14 protein-coding genes and 1 tRNA gene are annotated in these 18,565 nt (G+C 67.0%); 14 read left to right on the top strand and 1 reads right to left on the bottom strand.

What is annotated here, in order from left to right; all coding sequences use genetic code 11:
• Positions 1–124: 124 nt before the first annotated feature.
• The 9 genes from GGQ62_RS03145 (at position 125) to GGQ62_RS03105 (ending at position 10,147) form a co-directional block, all read left to right on the top strand.
• Complete coding sequence (locus GGQ62_RS03145) at positions 125–961, top strand: alpha/beta fold hydrolase (protein ID WP_152576531.1); 837 nt, start codon at positions 125–127, stop codon at positions 959–961.
• 25 nt (positions 962–986) lie between these two features.
• Positions 987–1,646 carry a hydrolase gene (locus tag GGQ62_RS03140; protein WP_152576532.1) on the top strand — a complete coding sequence of 220 codons (660 nt, stop codon included), beginning with the start codon at positions 987–989 and terminating at the stop codon, positions 1,644–1,646.
• A 5-nt stretch (positions 1,647–1,651) separates the two neighbouring features.
• Entirely contained in the window at positions 1,652–1,891 is a 240-nt protein-coding gene (locus GGQ62_RS03135; RefSeq protein WP_152576533.1) for a DUF1427 family protein, read from the top strand.
• Between the two features lie 80 nt (positions 1,892–1,971).
• Positions 1,972–3,816: an amidohydrolase gene (locus GGQ62_RS03130; protein WP_152577050.1), complete on the top strand. Its 1,845-nt coding sequence runs from the start codon at positions 1,972–1,974 to the stop codon at positions 3,814–3,816.
• Positions 3,817–3,836: 20 nt separating this feature from the next.
• A complete protein-coding gene (locus GGQ62_RS03125; protein ID WP_152576534.1) occupies positions 3,837–4,715 on the top strand; it encodes a glyoxalase in 879 nt (292 codons plus the stop codon).
• On the top strand, positions 4,712–5,050 hold the full coding sequence (locus tag GGQ62_RS03120) for a DoxX family protein (RefSeq protein WP_152576535.1): 339 nt from the start codon (positions 4,712–4,714) through the stop codon (positions 5,048–5,050). Before GGQ62_RS03125 ends, GGQ62_RS03120 begins: the two co-directional genes overlap by 4 nt.
• Positions 5,047–6,396, top strand: a complete 1,350-nt coding sequence (locus GGQ62_RS03115) for an alginate export family protein (RefSeq protein WP_152576536.1) — start codon at positions 5,047–5,049, stop codon at positions 6,394–6,396. Before GGQ62_RS03120 ends, GGQ62_RS03115 begins: the two co-directional genes overlap by 4 nt.
• Positions 6,386–7,090, top strand: coding sequence for a YoaK family protein (locus tag GGQ62_RS03110; protein WP_152576537.1), 705 nt, complete (start codon positions 6,386–6,388; stop codon positions 7,088–7,090). Before GGQ62_RS03115 ends, GGQ62_RS03110 begins: the two co-directional genes overlap by 11 nt.
• A 162-nt stretch (positions 7,091–7,252) precedes the next feature.
• On the top strand, positions 7,253–10,147 hold the full coding sequence (locus tag GGQ62_RS03105; protein WP_152576538.1) for a sensor histidine kinase: 2,895 nt from the start codon (positions 7,253–7,255) through the stop codon (positions 10,145–10,147).
• On the opposite strand, the gene GGQ62_RS03100 is transcribed toward GGQ62_RS03105, so the two are convergent.
• The gene (locus GGQ62_RS03100) at positions 10,138–10,725 is read right to left on the bottom strand and encodes a TMEM175 family protein (protein ID WP_152576539.1); all 588 of its coding nucleotides are present in this window, start codon (positions 10,723–10,725) and stop codon (positions 10,138–10,140) included. The two genes, GGQ62_RS03105 and GGQ62_RS03100, sit on opposite strands and share 10 nt — an antisense overlap.
• A 161-nt stretch (positions 10,726–10,886) precedes the next feature.
• On the opposite strand from GGQ62_RS03100, the gene GGQ62_RS03095 reads away from it, so the two are divergent.
• From GGQ62_RS03095 to GGQ62_RS03075, 5 genes are all read left to right on the top strand, one after another.
• Complete coding sequence (locus GGQ62_RS03095; protein ID WP_243445971.1) at positions 10,887–12,431, top strand: alpha-N-arabinofuranosidase; 1,545 nt, start codon at positions 10,887–10,889, stop codon at positions 12,429–12,431.
• Positions 12,431–14,011 (top strand): alpha-N-arabinofuranosidase, encoded by a 1,581-nt coding sequence (locus tag GGQ62_RS03090; RefSeq protein WP_152576541.1) that lies wholly within the window; start codon positions 12,431–12,433, stop codon positions 14,009–14,011. Before GGQ62_RS03095 ends, GGQ62_RS03090 begins: the two co-directional genes overlap by 1 nt.
• Positions 14,008–16,938 (top strand): glycosyl hydrolase 115 family protein, encoded by a 2,931-nt coding sequence (locus GGQ62_RS03085; protein WP_152576542.1) that lies wholly within the window; start codon positions 14,008–14,010, stop codon positions 16,936–16,938. The genes GGQ62_RS03090 and GGQ62_RS03085 overlap by 4 nt, the downstream gene beginning before the upstream one ends.
• Before the next feature lie 171 nt (positions 16,939–17,109).
• Positions 17,110–17,186 (top strand) — tRNA-Pro (locus GGQ62_RS03080).
• 76 nt (positions 17,187–17,262) lie between these two features.
• Entirely contained in the window at positions 17,263–18,564 is a 1,302-nt protein-coding gene (locus tag GGQ62_RS03075) for a cystathionine gamma-synthase family protein (RefSeq protein ID WP_167649452.1), read from the top strand.
• Position 18,565: the final 1 nt, after the last annotated feature.

The following is an 18,565-nucleotide window of genomic DNA, read 5'->3' as shown; positions in this document are numbered from 1 at the left end:
CTGAACCGCGCAACGCGACCGGATGCGCCAAATAATGGCATGAATCGTCAAGCTGTCGCGGGCCGTCTGGCCCATCTTGCACCCGTAACCGGCCGCCGGTGGCGGCAAGCATGGAGAAGCGACGATGGCCTTTGTGACGACGCGCGACGGGACCGCGATTTTCTACAAGGACTGGGGCCCCAAGGATGCCCAGCCGATCGTGTTCCACCATGGCTGGCCGCTGTCGTCCGACGATTGGGACGCGCAGATGCTGTTCTTCCTCGCCAACGGCTATCGTGTCGTCGCGCATGACCGGCGCGGCCATGGCCGGTCGGACCAGGTCGATTTCGGCCATGACATGGACCATTATGCCGCCGACGCCGCGGCCGTTTTCGAACATCTCGATCTGCGCAATGCCGTGCACATCGGCCATTCGACCGGCGGCGGCGAAGTCGCGCGCTATGTCGCCAAATTCGGCCAGCCGCAGGGCCGCGTCGCCAAGGCGGTGCTGGTCAGTTCGGTGCCGCCGCTGATGGTCAAGACCGACGCCAATCCGGGTGGCACGCCGATCGCGGTGTTCGACGGCTTCCGCGCCGCGCTCGCCGCCGACCGCGCCGGCTTTTACCGCGATGTCGCCGCCGGGCCATTTTATGGCTTCAACCGCGACCATGAAAAGACGGTGCCGGCGGTGAGCGACAATTGGTGGCGGCAGGGCATGACCGGCAGCGCGCTGGCGCATTACCAGGGCATCAAGGCGTTTTCGGAAACCGACCAGACCGAGGATTTGAAAGCGATCACCGTTCCCGTCCTGGCGATGCAGGGCGACGACGACCAGATCGTGCCCTTCGAAGATGCGTCGATGCTGCAGGCCAAGCTGCTGCCGAACGGGACATTGAAGATCTACCCGGGTTTTCCGCACGGCATGCTGACGACCCATGCCGATGTTCTCAATCCCGACCTTCTGGCTTTCATCCGGTCCTGATCCCGCTTTCATCGAAGGAACTGCCATGACGATCACTGCCACCACGGCGGCGGGCAAGTCCCTGCTGACCCCGACCGACCACACGCTGCTCATGATCGATTTCCAGTCGCAGATGGCCTTTGCGACGCGGTCGATCGACCTGACCCTGTTGCGCACCAACGCCGGCATTCTTGCCAATGCCGCCAAGGTCTTCGGGGTGTCGACCATCCTGACGACGGTTGCGGAAAAGAGCTTTTCCGGCCCGATGTTCGACGAAGTGACCGCGCCGTTGCCCGACCTGCCGCTGCTCGATCGCACCACGATGAACTGCTGGGAAGATGCGGCGGTGGTCGCCGAGGTCAACCGCATCGGCAAGCCGCGGGTCGTTCTTGCCGGGCTGTGGACGGGCGTCTGCATCGTCGGGCCGGCGGCAACGGCAATCGACCAGGGCTTCGAGGTCTATTTCATCGCCGATGCCTGCGGCGACGTGACCGACGAGGCGCATGAGCGAGCCTGCCAGCGGATGATCCAGCTGGGCGCGGTGCCGATGACGTCGCTGCAATATCTGCTCGAACTGCAGCGCGATTGGGCGCGCGGCGAAACCTATGACGCCACCACCGGTGTCGCGCGGACGCTGGCCGGCGGTTACGGCCTTGGCATCATCTATGCGCGGTCGATGTTCGGCGCCTCCGAAGGCGGGCACTGACGGCGGTGCGGCCGTATCTGATCTCGCTGGCGATCGGGATCGGGGTCGGCCTGATCTATGGTGTGCTCAAGGTGCGGTCGCCGGCGCCGCCGACCATTGCGCTGGTCGGCCTGCTGGGCATGTTGCTGGGTGAACAGGCGGTGCCGATGGTGAGGGGGCTGTTCGCCCCCGCGCCACAGGCGCGCGCCGCCGATGACACTGCGCGGGCGCGCGCCGCCGATGACGCTGCGGGGCCCGACGCATGAGCATCGATCGGCGCACCCTTGTCATCGGCGCCGGTGCGCTGGGCCTTGCGCCCTTTCATTCGATCAGGGGACGACCGATCATGTCCGACACCATCATCGTCAACGCGCGTGTCACGACGCTCGACCGCAAAAATCCCGATGCGCAGGCGATCGCGATCCGGGCGGGCAAGTTCCTCGTTGTCGGTTCGGAAGCCGAGGTCCGCGCCGCGGCCCCCGAGGCAACCGTCATCGACGCCAAGGGCCGCCGGGTGATCCCCGGCCTGATCGACAGCCATATGCACATCATCCGCGGTGGGCTGAACTACAATATGGAACTGCGCTGGGACGGCGTGCCGAGCCTCGCCGATGCCATGGCGATGCTGCGCCGGCAGGTTGCCAACACGCCGGCGCCGCAATGGGTGCGCGTCGTCGGTGGCTTCACCGAGCACCAGTTCGCCGAAAAACGGCTGCCGACGATCGACGAACTGAACGCCGCAGCGCCGGACACGCCGGTGTTCATCCTGCACCTCTATGACCGCGCGCTGCTCAACGCCGCGGCGCTGAGGGTCGTCGGCTATACCAGGGACACGCCGAACCCGCCGGGCGGGGAAATCGTTCGCGATGCCGCCGGCAACCCGACGGGCCTGTTGCTGGCGCAGCCCAATGCGACGATCCTTTATGCAACCCTGGCCAAGGGGCCGAAGCTGCCGCCCGAATATCAGCTCAATTCGACCCGGCATTTCATGCGCGAGATGAACGGCCTGGGCGTGACCGGCGTCATCGATGCCGGCGGTGGCTTCCAGAATTACCCCGATGATTATGCGATCATCGAAAAGCTGCACGCCGACGGGCAGCTGACGGTGCGGATCAGCTATAATCTGTTCACCCAGAAGCCCAAGGCCGAGCTGGCGGATTTCCAGGGCTGGGTCGGGCAGGTCAAGCCGGGGCAGGGCGACGACAGCTATCGCCACAATGGTGCTGGCGAGATGCTGGTCTATTCGGCCGCCGATTTCGAGGATTTTCGCGTTGAGCGCCCCGAAATGCCGGCCAATATGGAGGGCGACCTGGAGCCGGTCATCCGGCTGCTCGCCGAGAACAGATGGCCGTGGCGGCTGCACGCCACCTATGACCAGACCATCGGCCGCGCGCTCGACGTCTACGAGAAGGTGGCAAGGGACATTCCGTTCAACGGGATCAACTGGTTCTTCGACCATTGCGAGACGGTCAGCGACCGCAATATCGACCGTATCGCAGCACTGGGCGGCGGCATCGCGGTCCAGCACCGCATGGCCTATCAGGGCGAGTATTTCGTCGAACGCTATGGCGAAAAGGCCGCCGAGCGCACGCCGCCGATCGCGAAGATGATCGCCGCGGGCCTTCCGGTCGGCGCCGGCACCGATGCGACCCGCGTTGCCAGCTACAACCCCTGGGTGTCGCTGAACTGGCTGGTCACCGGCAAGACCGTGGGCGGGCTGGGGCTGTATCCCGGTGCCAACCGGCTGAGCCGCGAAAAGGCGCTGCGGCTGTGGACCCATGACAACACCTGGTTTTCGAGCGAGGTCGGCAAGAAGGGCCAGATCAAGGCTGGCCAGCTTGCCGATCTGGCGATCCTGTCGGGGGATTATTTCCAGGTGCCGGAAGCCGAGATTCCGCATCTGCGGTCGGTGCTGACGATGCTGGGCGGCGCGGTGGTGTCGGGCGAGGGCGATTATGCCGGGCTGGCGCCGCCGCTGCCGGCGCCGATGCCCGATTGGTCACCGGTGGCCATTTTCGGCGGCTATCATCGCACCCCCGAAGCGGCGGCCAGGCTGGCGAGCGCCTGCGGCTGTGCATCGGGGTGCGCAGTCCATGGCCATGACCATGCGGCCGCGTTGGGACGAACAGTGCCGACCGCCGATGTCCAGGGTTTCTGGGGCAGCTTCGGTTGCGGCTGCTGGGCGGTGTGAGGGGTGTTGCGATGTTGCCGATGCGCCGCCTGACCGCGTTGGGGATTGCGGCCCTGGTTGCTGCGGCGCCGGTCGCAGCGGCGCCTGTGTCGGCCGATTTCTCGGTAGGTCCGCAGTATGACACGACCCATGTCTATGTCGCGCCGGCGGACTTCGATGCCTTCACCGCCAGCCTGGTCGCGACCTTTGGCGGCACGATGTCGAAGCAGGGCGTATTCCAGGTAACGCCGACGCCGAGCCAGACGATGTCGCAGCTGGTGCTGACGCCGGCCGGCACGGTTTCGGTCTTCGGGTTCAAGACACCGGTGCCTTATCCGTTCGGCGCCGAGCGAACCGGCTATCTCGTCACCGATCTCGATAGCGCGGTCGCTGCTGCGATCCGGAACGGCGCGACGCGGGTCGTCGTCAGCTTTCCCGATCCGATCGGGCGCGACGCCGTGGTGCAATGGCCCGGCGGCGTCAACATGCAGCTTTACTGGCACACCGCCAAGCCGAGCTATCCGCCGCTGGCCAGCGTGCCCGAGAACCGCATCCATCTGACGGCCGACGCGGCCGACGGCTTTGTTCGCCGGTGGCTGGCCTTTTCCAGGGGGCGCGTGGTGTCCGACGATCGCGCCGCCGATGGCGCCGCGATCGGTCAGCCGGGCAAGACCTATCGCCGTATCGCGCTGACCTCGGGCTATGGCCGGATGCTGGTGATGGTTTCGGATGGGCAGTTGCCCTGGCCCTATGGGCGCGAACTGACCGGCTATGAAGTCGCCGACCTGCCGGCGACACTGGCCAAGGCGGGTGCTGCCGGGGTGGAAACGCTGGTGCCGCTCCATGCCGATGGCGCACGCCAGGCGGTGATGCTGCGCTTTCCCGGCGGCTATATCGCCGAAGTCCACAGCACCCGATGACGCCGCGCCTTGTCGCGGCGTTGCTCGACTGGCCGCCGGCGTGGTTTCTGGCGCGGCTGCTGCTGGTCAGCGCCTATCTGTTCGGCGCCGTGGTCAAGCTGGGTGACTGGCCGGCAGCGGTTGCCGAACAGCTGCGCTTCGGCCTGCATCCGCCGATGGTCTGGGCGGCGGTGACGATCGCGGTCGATCTTGTCGGGTCGCTGCTGGTGCTGTCGAGCCGGCTGGTCTGGCTGGGCGCGGGGATGCTCGGGGTGTTGACGCTCGTTGCGGGGATCGTTGTCGGTGGCTTCGGGCTCGTCGCATTGCTGGCCCGGCGCCGGGATGCCGGGCCATGATCGCGGCGCTGGCCGTGCTGGCGGCAGCCGTGCCGCCGGCGCGGCCGGCAATCCTGTACAATCGCTGGCAGGAGGATTGGTCGGTGCTGGCCGATACGGCGCTGCGGACCGGGCGGCGCGATGCGCTGAAATATGTCCCGCTCGGGCCGCCCGAGGCCCGGGCCTGGCTGACGCTGGGTGCCGGGCTGCGCAACCGCTTCGAAACCAACGAAGCGCCGCTGTTCGGTGTCGTACCCGGCCGCGGCGACAGCTATGTCATCACCCGCGCCGAAGTCTTTGCCGATGTCCATGCCGGCCCGGTGCAGGTCTTTGCCCAGCTGATCAGCGCCTTTGCACCGGGCAAGGCGGTCAAGGGGCCGGTCGACAGCAACCGGCTCGACATCGAACAGGCGTTCGTCGCCTTTGTGCATCCAATGGGTGGCGGCACGATCAAGCTGCGCGCCGGCCGTCAGCAGTTCGCCTTCGATCTGCAGCGCTTCGTTTCGGCGCGGGACGGGCCGAACGTCCGCCAGTCGTTCGATGCGCTGTGGGGGGATTACGAGATCGGCGCGTGGCGATTCATCGGCTATTGGTCGCAGCCGGTGGTGACGCGCGATCGGCGGCCGTTCGATGATGTCAGCAACAGCCGCAACCGCTTTTCGGGGGTGCGGATTGAGCGCCATGTGTTGGGTGACAACGAACTGTCGGCTTATTGGTCCAGATTTCGCGATGACGACGCCGACTTCATCGATGCCGGCGGACGCGAGCGCCGCGACGTGTGGGACGTGCGCTTCGCCGGCAAGCGCGGTGCCATCGACTGGGACGCCGAGGCGATGTTGCAAAGCGGCTATGTCGGCACCAGCCGCATCCGCGCCTGGGCGATGGGCAGCCGCATCGGCTATACGATGGCGCAGCCCTGGACGCCGCGGTGGGGGCTGCAACTGGACGCCGCATCGGGGGACGAACACCCGGGCGATGGCGTGGTCGGCACCTTCAACCCGTTGTTCCCGAACGGCAATTACGTGACATTGGCGGGTTACACCGGCTATGTGAACTATCTGCACGTCAAACCGTCACTGACGGTGCATCCGTCGGCGCGCGTGACGATCATGGCTGCCGGCGCCGCGCAGTGGCGGATGACGACGGCCGACGCGGTCTATACCCAGCCGCCGCAGCCGGTGCCGGGCACCGCGGGCGAGGGCACGCGCTGGACCGGCGCCTATGGCCAGCTGCGCGCCGACTGGCAGGCGAACGCGAATTTCAGCATGGCGCTGGAAGCCGTGCATTTCGGCGTCGGCCAGACGCTGCGTGACGCGGGCGGCAGTGACGGCAATTATCTCGGGATCGAGGCAAAATATGGCTGGTGAAGCGACGTCGGCATATGACCCCCGCGTGCCGCTGCTGTTGTTGCTGTCGGGGACAACCGGGCTCGTCGATGCGGTGAGCGTGCTCGGACTGGGCAAGGTCTTCACTGCCAACATGACCGGCAACATCGTCTTCCTGGGCTTTGCAGTGGCGCAGACACCCGGCTTCGTGATCGCCCCCTATCTGGTGGCGCTGGCGACCTTTTTTCTCGGTGCACTGGCTGCCGGCGCCGCCGGCCGGCGGCTGGTCGGCGGGTCGGTGCGGCGCTGGCTGATGACGGCCGCCTTCATCGAGGCGATCTTGCTATGGGCAGCAGCGGCCACGGCGACGCGGTTCGATCCGCAGGCGATGGCGCCGGACTGGGCGCTCTATCTGATCATCGCCCTCACGGCGGTCGGCATGGGCTATCGCAACGCCACCATTCGCCAGTTGAAGGTGCCCGATCTGACCACGACGGTGCTGACGCTGACGATTGCGGGCGTGGCGGCGGATTCGCGGCTGGCGGGCGGCGGAGCGCCGAACCTGTCCCGCCGGCTCGGTTCGGTCCTGGCGATCTTTGCCGGGGCAGCGATCGGCGCGGTGCTAGTGATCCGGACCGGACTTGTGCTGCCGCTCGTTCTTGCCGGCGCGATCGTGCTGGCCGGCACGCTGGCCTGGGCGCAGCACCCGTCGGCAACATTGCCGCACAAGGGCTGATCGGGCAGCGCCGGTAGCGGTAACGCACATGTTGCATCTGCGAATGTTACGCACGATTGATGGCGGCCATGCGGTCGGGCCTGTTGCCTGATCCCTGGAGGAGCGCCGGTCATAGCCGTGGGTCGATCGACGCCAGCATGGGTGCATCGCGTCCCGGTCGGCGTGCGTGCGCTGGCCATCGGGCTGCTGCTGTTGTTTCTGCTGGCGATGGGTGCGCCCGTCGGCGCGCAGGATATCGCCGGCTATCGCCACAAGCATTGGGATGTGGCGGAGGGCGCCCCCGCCGATATCCGCGCCATCGCCCAGACCCGCGACGGTTATCTGTGGCTCGGCACCTCGACCGGCCTGTATCGCTTCGATGGCCTGGCCTTCGACAAGATCGAACCGGCGACCTACAACCGCTGGCGGTCGACGCAGATCACCGCGCTGGCAGCGGCGCCCGATGGCGCGCTGTGGGTCGGCTATGATTATGGCGGGGTCGGCGTCTTCCGTGACGGCCGTCTGACCGACGCCAATGCCGTTGCCAAGCCGCAGGGCAGCGTCCTCAACATGGCTGCGGGCGCCGATGGCGATATCTGGGTAACCGTCAACGGTCGGCTCGGCCCCGAATTGCGGCGTCGGCACGCCGGGCGCTGGCGGTCCTATACGCCGGCGGACTGGCTGCGGCCGGAACCGATCCAGGGCGTCTTCGTCGCCCGCGACGGGACTGTGTGGATTGCCCAATATCCCGGTGTCCTGCGCGTCCCGCCGGGCGCGACCCGGCCCGAGCCGGTCAGCGCGACCGCCGGACTTCCGGGTTCCTTTGCCGAGGCGCGCGAAGGTGCCGTCTGGATGGCGAGTTCCAGGGGCTTGCAGCGGCTGACCGAGCCGCGCCGGCTGTACCCGGTGCGGAGCCAGGGCACGAGTTCGGGAAGCATCGGGCTGCGATCGCTGCTGCTGGTCGGCGACGAGGCGTGGATCGCCGGCCATCGGGAAGGGCTGGTGCGCCTGCCCATGCGCGATGACCGGGTCGCGGCGCAGGCGGATGTTCCCATCAGGTCACGGGTCCTGTTCCGCGATCGCGAAGGCACGATCTGGGGCGGCGGGCCCGACGGGCTGGTCAATTATATCCGTTCCCCAACGGTCGCGGCCGCGGTCGACGGGGTGCCCAAGCTGGGCTTTGCCGTCGGGCCAGGCCCCGCACGTCCGCTGTTCTTCGCCACCGACAGTGCCATCTATCGCATCAGCGGCGGCAAGGCCGAGGCCATCCACAGCGGCCCCGACACGGAAATCCTGTGCGCCGCCGCCGGAGGGCAGGCGATTGCCTTTGCCCAGGAAAAATTGCTGCGTGTCGGTGGCCCGCGGACGCAGGCGCTCGATTTGCCGCGATCGGTCTACAGCCCGACGTCGTGCGTCGACGAGGGCGGCAAGATCATCGTGTCCTTCGGTGGCCAGACGATCCTGGAACAGGTGCCGGGCGGCTGGCGCCCCCGTACCGACTGGCCCAGTGCCCAGTTCGTGGCCAGCGACGGTCGCGGCGGCTTGTACGCCAACCAGCCGCTGCGGGCGGTCTGGCATATCGGGGCGGGGGCACCGCGCAAGATCTGGGAAGGCGACGCGATTGCCGTCGGCTTCGTCAAGCTGGTCAAGCCGATCGGCGGGCGCGTCTATATCGGCGGCGAACAGGGGCTGGCGCGATCCGACGGCGCAGGGTTCATCACGCTCGAAGCGCGCGCCCATCCCTATCTCCGCGGCCTGAGCGGCATCGCGATCGATCCGCGCAATGTCTGGCTGATCGGCGGCGAGGGCATTGTCAGGATCGCGGCGCCGGACTTTGAAAAGGCGTTTGCGGCACCCGGACGGCCCATCCCCCACCAGGTCATCGGCCAGACCCAGGGGTTTATTTCGCGCACCTTTTCGCATGTCGCCAATGACGCCGAAATCGATGCGGCGGGAACGCCGTGGTTCGTCACCAACCGGGGCGTGGTGCGCATCGAAGCCGATCGTCTTCGGCCCAATGCGGTGCCGCCGCCGCTCGGCATCTGCAATCTTGTCGCCAACGGCCGGACTTACACCGGCACATCGGTGTCGCTGCCGGCGGGCACGTCGCGCATCGATCTCGACTATGTCGCGCTCAGCTTCACCGATCCGACGCACAATCGCTATCGCTACCGGCTCGTCGGCTTCGATGGAGACTGGGTCGACGCCGGGACGCGGCGGCTGGCCAGCTATACGGCGCTTGGGCCGGGGACATACCGGTTCCAGGTCATCGCCGCCAACCCCGATGGCGTGTGGAACCGCACCGGCACCAGCATGACGATCGAGATCGCGCCTTTCTTCTGGCAGACGTGGTGGTTCCGCGCCGCGCTGGTGCTGCTGATCGGTGCACTGGTCTGGCTGCTGGTGCGGTGGCGGGTTCGCATCGCCGGCAATGCCATTCGCCAGCGGCTGGAGGACCGGGCAGCGGTGCGCGAGCATATTGCCCAGGAATTGCACGACACGCTGTTGCAGGGCGTGCAGGGGCTGATGCTGCGCTTCCAGTCGGTCCTTGCCCATCTGCCGGCCGGCCATGCCGCGCGGGTCCAGCTCGAATCGACCCTCGAACGCGCCGATGATGTGCTGCAGGAAGGCCGCGACCGGGTGCGTTTCCTGCGCGAGAATGTCCGGCCGGTTGCCCTGGCGCCCTTGTTGGCGAAGACCGCCGGAGATGTGCTGCAGGGCCAGTTGCATGCGACGATCACCGAAGCGGGAACGGTGCGGCCGGTGTCGGCGCCGGTTGCCGACGACCTTGCCCGCATCGCCAGCGAGGCGATGTTCAACGCCCTGCGCCACGCCGCGGCGGCGACCATCGCCATCCGCATCGTCCACGGCAGCGATTCCCTGTCGGTCACCATCAGCGATGACGGCCGCGGCATGGATCCGGATGTGCAGCAGCACGGCGGCCGGCCAGGCCATTACGGCCTTGTCGGCATGCGCGAGCGGGCGCAGCGGCTGGGTGGCACCCTGCGGATCCGCAACGCCGTTCCGAGCGGCACCGAGTTGCGCGTGACCGTTCCCGCCCGGCTGGCCTATCGGTGAGCGTCGGAGCCCGCGGCGCGGGCGAAACGCCGGTCGGGCACCAGCCAGAGCAGGATGACCGCAACATAAAGGGCGACCGCCAGCCAGCGGCTGTAAAAGGCCAGCGGCACCGCCAGGACGTAGAGCGCGATCGACCCCTTGCCCTTCCAGTCGGCGCCCAGCGCGCGCGACAGGGGCGAGGCAGGGCCGTTGCACGCCAGCAGCGCGCGTTCGGTAAGATAATAGCCGATCGCCGCCATGCCGAGCACGACACCATAGGCCGCGACCGCCGCCACCGAAAATCCGCTGTCGTCGAGCCAGCGGATGACGAAGGGCACGAGGCTGAGCCAGAACAGCAGGAACAGATTGGCCCAGAGCACCCGGCCATCGACCCTGGGGTCAAGCTGGAACAGGTGATGGTGGTTGTTCCAGTAGAGCCCGACGTTGATGAAGCTGAGCACATAGGCGAGCAGGATCGGCAGAGTGGCGACCAGGCCCGCAAAGGTGCCGGTTTCGGGCGTTTTCAGTTCGAGCACGGTGATCGTGATGATGATCGCGACGACGCCGTCGGTGAAGGCTTCGAGACGTTTCGAATTCATCGCATGCTCCCGTCGCCGGCGCATCCGCCGTCCGCACCGCCATAACGCAATGCAGCGCGATAGCCGTCGCAGATTTGCGACATTGCGGGTAGCAACGGAGCATTTCGTGATTTACTCAGACAATTGGGGAGAGAATCGCGATGCTGCAGATAAGGCGTCTGATGACCGTTCTCGGGCTCGCGGCGGGGCTGGGGTCCGCCGCGGTGGGGGCGGTCGAGGTTGCAACGGTGATCGACACCGCTTCGCCCGGGGTGGTCATCGATCGCAATATCTATGGCCAGTTCGCCGAACATCTGGGGCGCGGGATCTACGAAGGCATTTGGGTGGGGCCGGATAGCCCGATCCCCAATATCCGCGGGTATCGCACCGATGTGGTCAATGCACTGAAACGCCTGCATGTACCGGTGGTGCGTTGGCCGGGGGGCTGCTTCAGCGAAGTCTATGACTGGCGCGACGGCATCGGACCAAGGGACAAGCGGCCGGTACGAACGCGGATGAACTGGGACGATGTGACCGACAGCAACCAGTTCGGGACGCATGAATTTCTCGACTTCGCCGAACTGATCGGCGCCGACGCCTATGTGTCGGGCAATGTCGGGTCGATGACGCCGCGCGACATGCAATTGTGGCTTGAATATATGACCGCCGACAATGGTTCGACGTTGGCGCAGGAGCGTCGGCGCAACGGCCGGGACCGTCCGTGGACGATCAGATATTTCGGCATCGGCAACGAAACCTGGGGCTGTGGCGGCAACATGCGCCCCGACTATGCCGCCGACGTCAACGCCCGCTATTCGGCATTCGTCAAGGCGCCCAAGGCAATGAAGATGGTGCGGGTGGCGAGCGGCGCCAGTGTCCAGGGCGGCGGCGATTATCTTGCGTTCACCGAAGCCATGATGGCACATCGCGGCGAAACCGAAGCCCTGAGCTTTCATTACTACGCCATGCCGATGGGGCGGCCCAAGGGCGAGGCGCTGGGCTTTGCGGAAGCCGAATGGGCCGATGTTCTCGACCTCGCACGGGCGATGGAGCCGATGCTGGTCAAGGTCGGCGGGATCATGGACCGGCACGATCCGCAGAAATCGATCCCGCTGTTCGTCGACGAATGGGGCAGCTGGTACAAGCTCGATCGCCAGGCCTTGCCCGGCGAACATCATTTCCAGCAGAACAGCCTGCGCGATGCGATGGTGACCGCGTTGACGCTCAACATCTTTCATCGCCACACCGACCGGGTCAAGATGGCGAACATCGCCCAGATGGTGAATGTCCTGCAGGCGATGATCCTGACCGACGGCGCCGATATGGTGCTGACGCCGACCTATCATGTCTTCGATCTTTATCAGCGCTTTGCCGGCGCGGTGCCGCTGCCGGCGCGAACGACAACCCCCGATTATGCGATGGCGGGCCGGTCGATGCCGATGGTGGACGTTTCGGCGGCGCGCGGCGCCGATGGCCGGCTGCACCTGGCGCTGGTCAATGTCGATCCGCACCGGCCGGCGCGGGTCGTCACCAACCTGGTTGGCCGGGCAGAGGGGCTGCTGCTGACGGCGGCGACAATGGACGCGCACAACAGCGTTGCGGCACCCACTGCGGTGGCGCCGCGGCCGGTTTCGGTGACGCGCGTCGGCGGCCGGATCGCCGCCGACCTGCCGCCGATGGCGGTGGCGGTGCTGACCGTCGAAATCGATCGAAAGGACGAAAAGTGATGCGTTGCAACCTGCCGGCCGCGATTTTGGTGGCGGCGGCGATTCCGGCGGCGATCCCGGTCGCGGCGCGTCAGGCGCCCGACGCGGTGACGGTGACGATCGACGCCGGCAAGCCCGGCCCGGTCATCAACCGCGATATTTTCGGCCAGTTCGCCGAGCATCTGGGCACAGGCATTTATGGGGGCGTCTGGGTCGGGCCGAAATCGCCAATCCCCAACGTCCGCGGCATCCGCAAGGACGTCGTCGCGGCGCTTCGCGACCTGCGGGTGCCGAATATCCGCTGGCCCGGCGGCTGCTTTGCCGATGAATATCATTGGCGCAAGGGCATCGGCCCCGCCGACAAGCGGCCTTCGACCCTGAATGCCAGCTGGGGCGGCGTGATCGAGCCCAACAGCTTCGGCACGCACGAGTTCATGGACTTTGCCGAGCAGGTCGGCGCGGAGGTCTTTGTATCGGTCAACATGGGGTCCGGATCGGTGGAGGAAGCCGCGGACTGGATGGAATATATGACCGCCGACAAACCGACGGCATTGGCCCGGGAACGCGCGGCGAACGGGCATCCGGCGCCGTGGAAGGTAAAATATGTCGGGCTGGGCAACGAGAACTGGGGGTGCGGCGGCGCCATGTCGGCCGACCATTATGTCGAGGAGATGAAGCGCTTTGCCCATTACACCCGCAACCTCAACCCGGCCCAGGCCGAGGGTGCGAGCCGGATGCAGCGGATCGCCGTCGGCTGGGACGGGGACAGTGCCGACTATACCGAAGCGGTGATGCAGGCCTGGAAGAGCAAGGTGTGGAGCTGGGATATCGAGGGCGTGTCGCTGCACAGCTATACAGTCGGCGGCTGGCCCCCGAGCATGGCGAGCACCGGCTTCGGCGACCCCGAATATCTGAAGCTGGTCAGCGAGACGCTGAATATGGATGGCAAGATCACCAAGCAATCGGCGATCATGGATCGCCACGACCCCGAAAAGAAACTATCGATCGTCGTCGATGAATGGGGCGCCTGGCTGGCGCCGACGCCGGGGAGCAACCCGGGGTTCCTGCAACAGCAGAACAGCCAGCGCGACGCGGTGATCGCCGCGCTGAATCTCAACATCTTCATTCGCCATGCCGACCGGGTGCGGATGACCAATATCGCGCAGATGGCCAATGTGCTGCAGGCGATGGTGCTTACCGACGGGCCGCGCATGGTGCTGACGCCGACCTACCATGTCTATCGCCTGTATGTGCCGTTTCAGGATGCGACGCGCGTGCCGGTGCGGTTCGATGCCGGCGGCTATGCAGCGGGCGGGTTTAGCGTGCCGCGCATCGATGCCGTGGCGGCGCGGGATCGCAGTGGCAAGCTGTGGCTGGCCGTGACCAATCTCGACCCGCGGCGGCCGGCGACGCTGACACTCGCCGGGGCGAAATCGGCGGACGGCGAGGTGCTGGCGTCGACGCGGGTCGATGCCCACAACAGTTTCGACGCCCCGGCGACGGTGGCGCCGAAGCGTCTTGCCGCTATCGCGACGCCGGCCGGGTTGCAGGTCGAACTGCCGCCGGCGTCGATCGCCGTGCTGGGGCTGGTCGGGCAATGATTTCCCGGCGTGCCATGCTCGGCGGGTCGGTGGCAGGCGGCCTGCTGGCGCGCCCGGCGGTCGCGGCGGCGCGTCCGGCGGCGCCCTTCGTCATCGCCGATGGCGGCGGCAGCGTGACGCCGGTCTGCGTGGCCGCGCAGGACTGGGCCGGCGTGCGTCGCGCCGCCGCCGACCTGGCCGCAGACATCGGCCGGGTGACGGGGACGCCGGCGGCGCTGCTTGCGCCGAACGGCCAGGGCCTGCCGCCGCGCATCATCCTTGCCGGCACGCTGGGGCGCTGCCCGGCGATCGACGCGCTGGTTGCCGCCGGGCGGGTCGTGGCGGACGACATCCGCGGGCTATGGGAATCCTATGCGATCATGGCTGTCGCCGATCCGATGCCGGGGGTCGCCGAAGCGCTTGTCATCGTCGGCAGCGACAAGCGCGGGACGATCTATGGCCTGTACGATGTGGCGCAGGCGATCGGCGTATCGCCCTGGGCCTGGTGGGCGGATGTGCCCGTGCCGCGCCGTCGGCAGGTCGAAATCGCCTCGGCGCGCCACCGCCAGGGCCCGCCCGCGGTCAAATATCGCGGTATCTTCCTCAACGACGAAGCGCCCTGCCTCACCGGATGGGCGGCAGAAAAATTCGGCGGGCTCAACGCGAAATTCTACACCCGGGTGTTCGAACTGCTGCTGCGGCTGCGCGCCAATTGCCTGTGGCCGGCAATGTGGAACAACGCCTTTGCCGAGGACGACCCGGCCAATCCGGTGCTTGCCGACGAATATGGCATCGTCATGGGCACGTCGCACCACGAGCCGATGACCCGCGCCCACAAGGAGTGGACCCGGCGCCAGGCGAACCTGGGCAATGGCGCGTGGAATTACGCCACCAACCGCGCGGCGATCGCGGAATTCTTCACCGATGGCATCAAGCGCAACCGCGACAAGGAGGTGGTGGTGACGGTCGGGATGCGCGGCGACGGCGATGTCGCGCTGGAAGGCACCGGCGGCATGGCATCCGATATCCGCCTGCTGGAAACCGTCATCGCCGACCAGCGCCGCATCATCGCCGATCACAAGGGTGTGCCGGCCGACCAGGTGCCGCAGGTCTGGGTGCTGTTCACCGAAGTGCTCAAATATTACGAGGCCGGGCTGACGCTGCCCGACGATGTGACGCTGATGTTCACCGACGACAATGTCGGCAATCTGCGCCGGCTGCCGACGCCGGCGGAGCGCGTGCGCAGCGGCGGTGCCGGCATCTATTTCCACATGGACATGCACGGCGGGCCGATTTCGTACAAATGGCTCAACACCAGCCCGCTGCCCAAGATGTGGGAACAGCTCAACCTGGCGCTGGCCTATGGCGCCGACCGGATCTGGATCGCCAATGTCGGCGACCTGAAGCCGCTCGAGCTGCCGATCGATTTCTTCCTGTCGATGGCATGGGACCCGGCGCCGATGGCGCGGGACAGGATCGGCGAATGGACGCGCGGCTGGGCGGCGCGGCAGTTCGGCCCGGACCATGCGACGGAGATCGCCGCATTGCTGGCCCGCTATGCCAAGGCCAATGGCTGGCGCAAGCCCGAGCATCTGACGCCCAACACCTACAGCCTCGACCATTTCGGGGAGGCCGAGCGCATGGCGGTGATGTGGCAAACGCTGGAAACCGCCGCCGAGGCGCTGAACGGCCGGCTGCCGGCCGAACAGCGCGATGCCTATTACCAGCTGGTGCTGCACCCGATCCGCGCCTGCGCCAACCTCACCCTGATGTACATCGCCGCCGCCCGCAACCGGCGCTTTGCCGAGCAGGGGCGCGCCAGTACCGGCGCCGAGGCGGCCGAAGTCGAGCGCCGCTTCGCCCGCGACCATGCGATCCGCGACGCCTATAACCATGACCTCGCCGGTGGGAAGTGGAACCACCTGATGGACCAGACCCACATCGGCTTCTTCGACTGGTACTCGCCGGTCACCGACATCATGCCGGCCGTGACTCGCATCGATCTGGCGGGCGCGACCGGGTTTGGCGTCGCCGTCGAGGGGCTGCGCGAATCCTGGCCGGGCTATTATCTGCCGCCGACGCTGCCGGTGGTCGACAGCCTGAGCCGGCGGCCGACCTATATCGACGTCTTCGCGCGCGGTGCGGCGCCGCTGCGGGCCGAGGTCGTCGCCGATCAGCCGTGGGTCCTGCTGCGCACGGGCCCGGCTTTCGACATCGCCGGCGTCGACCGCCGGACCTGGATCGATGTCGACTGGGCGCAGTTGCCGCCGGGCCGGGCGACGGCGACGATCACGGTGCGGGGCGCGGGGCAGGCGCAGACCGTGCCGCTGGTCGCGATCAAGGCGTCACGCGCGCAGGAAAGCGCCGCGCGGGGGCGCTTCGGCGGCCTGTCGGGCCCATTTTCCATTCCGGCGGAGGCGCATGCACACGCAACGGCCGTGCGCGGCGTGCACTGGGCCGCGATCCCCGATTATGGCCGGGTGGCCGTCGCCATGGGCATTGTTCCGGTCGATGCGCCGTCGTTCGATGATCCGGCGGCGGCGCCGTCGCTGACCTACCGCCTCTATCTTGCCGAGGCGGGCGACTATGATATCGATCTGGTCACATCGCCGACGCTTCAGGTCGATCCGGCCCGCCAACTCGCCATCGCGGTGCGGTTGGGGGACACGGCGTTCGAAACCCGGTCGGTGTTTACCCCGGAGCAGACGGAGACCGAGAGCTTTCTCGGCAAACGGCATCACCAGGCGGTCCTCGACACGGCGCGGACGATGCGCTTCACGAAGCGCGTGGATGCGCCCGGAGCGATCGATCTCACCATCGCCGCGATCGATCCGACGTTCGTGCTGCAGAATATCATCGTCTCGCGCGGCGGTCTGCCGGCGAGCTTCTTCGGGCCGGAACCGGGCCGCCCGCAGCGCGATGGCGGCAGTCGCCGCGGCCGGCGCTGATGCGCAAACAAGGGGGCGAAACGGCGCCGGGCCGTGGCATCGGCAGGTCGTTGCCTTGTCCGTCAACCCGCGTTCGGCGCACGCGCCGTCGTATGATCCGCGCGTGAATCCGGCGCGCGGCCTTGCCGGGGTTGTGTTGTTCAAGGCGTTGGCCTAGGGCGAAAGCAGGTTCGGGGAGTGGCGCAGCCTGGTAGCGCATCTGGTTTGGGACCAGAGGGTCGCAGGTTCGAATCCTGTCTCCCCGACCATGTTCAGGCAGTCGGGATGCCGTGCCGGCGTCTGCTGGCGGCGCGGCCGCGGTTGCGCCCAGGAAAAGGTGTTACCATGACCGACGACAGCAACGCGCGCCCGAAGCGGACGATGCGGCATCAGGCGCGCAGTATCGGCAACCGCAAGTTGAAGCCGGCGACGATGATGATGGGCCATGGTTATGACCCGCGGCTGTCGGAAGGCGCCCTGAAACCGCCGATCTTTCTGACGTCGACTTTCGTCTTCGAAAGCGCTGCCGATGGGAAGCGCTTTTTCGAAGGTGTCACCGGGGTGCGGCCGGGGGGTGCGGAAGGGTTGGTCTATGGCCGCTTCAATGGGCCCGACCAGGAGATTCTGGAAGATCGTCTGGCGTTGTGGGAAGACGCCGAGGAGGCATTGACCTTTTCATCGGGCATGTCGGCGATCGCGACGACGTTCCTGGCGCTGGTCCGGCCCGGTGACGTCATCGTGCATTCGGCGCCGCTCTATGCCGCCACCGAGACGCTGATCGGGCGCATTCTTGGCAAGCTGGGGGTGACATGGCTCGATTTTCCGGCCGGTGCGACCCAGCCCGAGATCGAAGCGGTCATCGATGCCGCGAAGGCCAAGGGGCGGATTGCCGCGATCTACCTCGAAAGCCCGGCGAACCCGACCAACGCATTGGTCGACGTCGAGGCCGTCCATGCGGCGCGCGCGGCGGTGCTGGGCGGCAGCGACGACCTGCCGCCGATCGTCATCGACAACACGTTCCTGGGGCCGCTCTGGGCGCAGCCGCTGGCGCAGGGCGCCGATGTGACGATCTATTCGCTGACCAAATATGTCGGCGGCCATTCCGATCTCGTCGCCGGGGCCTGCATCGGCGCGACATCGGTGTTGACGCCCATTCGCATGATGCGCAACACGATCGGCACCATCACCGATCCGCATACGGCGTGGATGTTGCTGCGCTCGCTCGAAACGCTCGAACTGCGGATGAGCCGGGCCGGGGAGAATGCCGCCAAGGTTTGCGCCTTCCTGCGCGACCATGCCAAGATCGAGCGGGTCGGCTATCTCGGCTTTCTGGAGGAAGGCAGCCGCCAGGCCGATATCTATGCGCGGCATTGTTCGGGGGCGGGGTCGACCTTTTCGGTGATCGTCAAGGGCGGCGAAGCGGAGGCATTCCGGCTGCTCGACAATCTGCGGCTGGTGAAGCTGGCGGTCAGCCTCGGCGGCACCGAGAGCTTGGCATCGCACCCGGCCGCCATGACGCATTTGTCGGTGGCGCCGGCGCGCAAGCTGGAACTCGGCATTACCGACAATCTCGTGCGGGTCTCGATCGGGGTCGAGGATGCCGGCGACCTGATTGCCGATTTCGACCAGGCGCTGGCGGCGGTCTGAC

Origin of the sequence: Polymorphobacter fuscus, assembly GCF_011927825.1 — a bacterium.
Lineage (GTDB): Bacteria > Pseudomonadota > Alphaproteobacteria > Sphingomonadales > Sphingomonadaceae > Sandarakinorhabdus > Sandarakinorhabdus fusca.
This window is presented reverse-complemented; position numbering and strand designations above follow the sequence as displayed.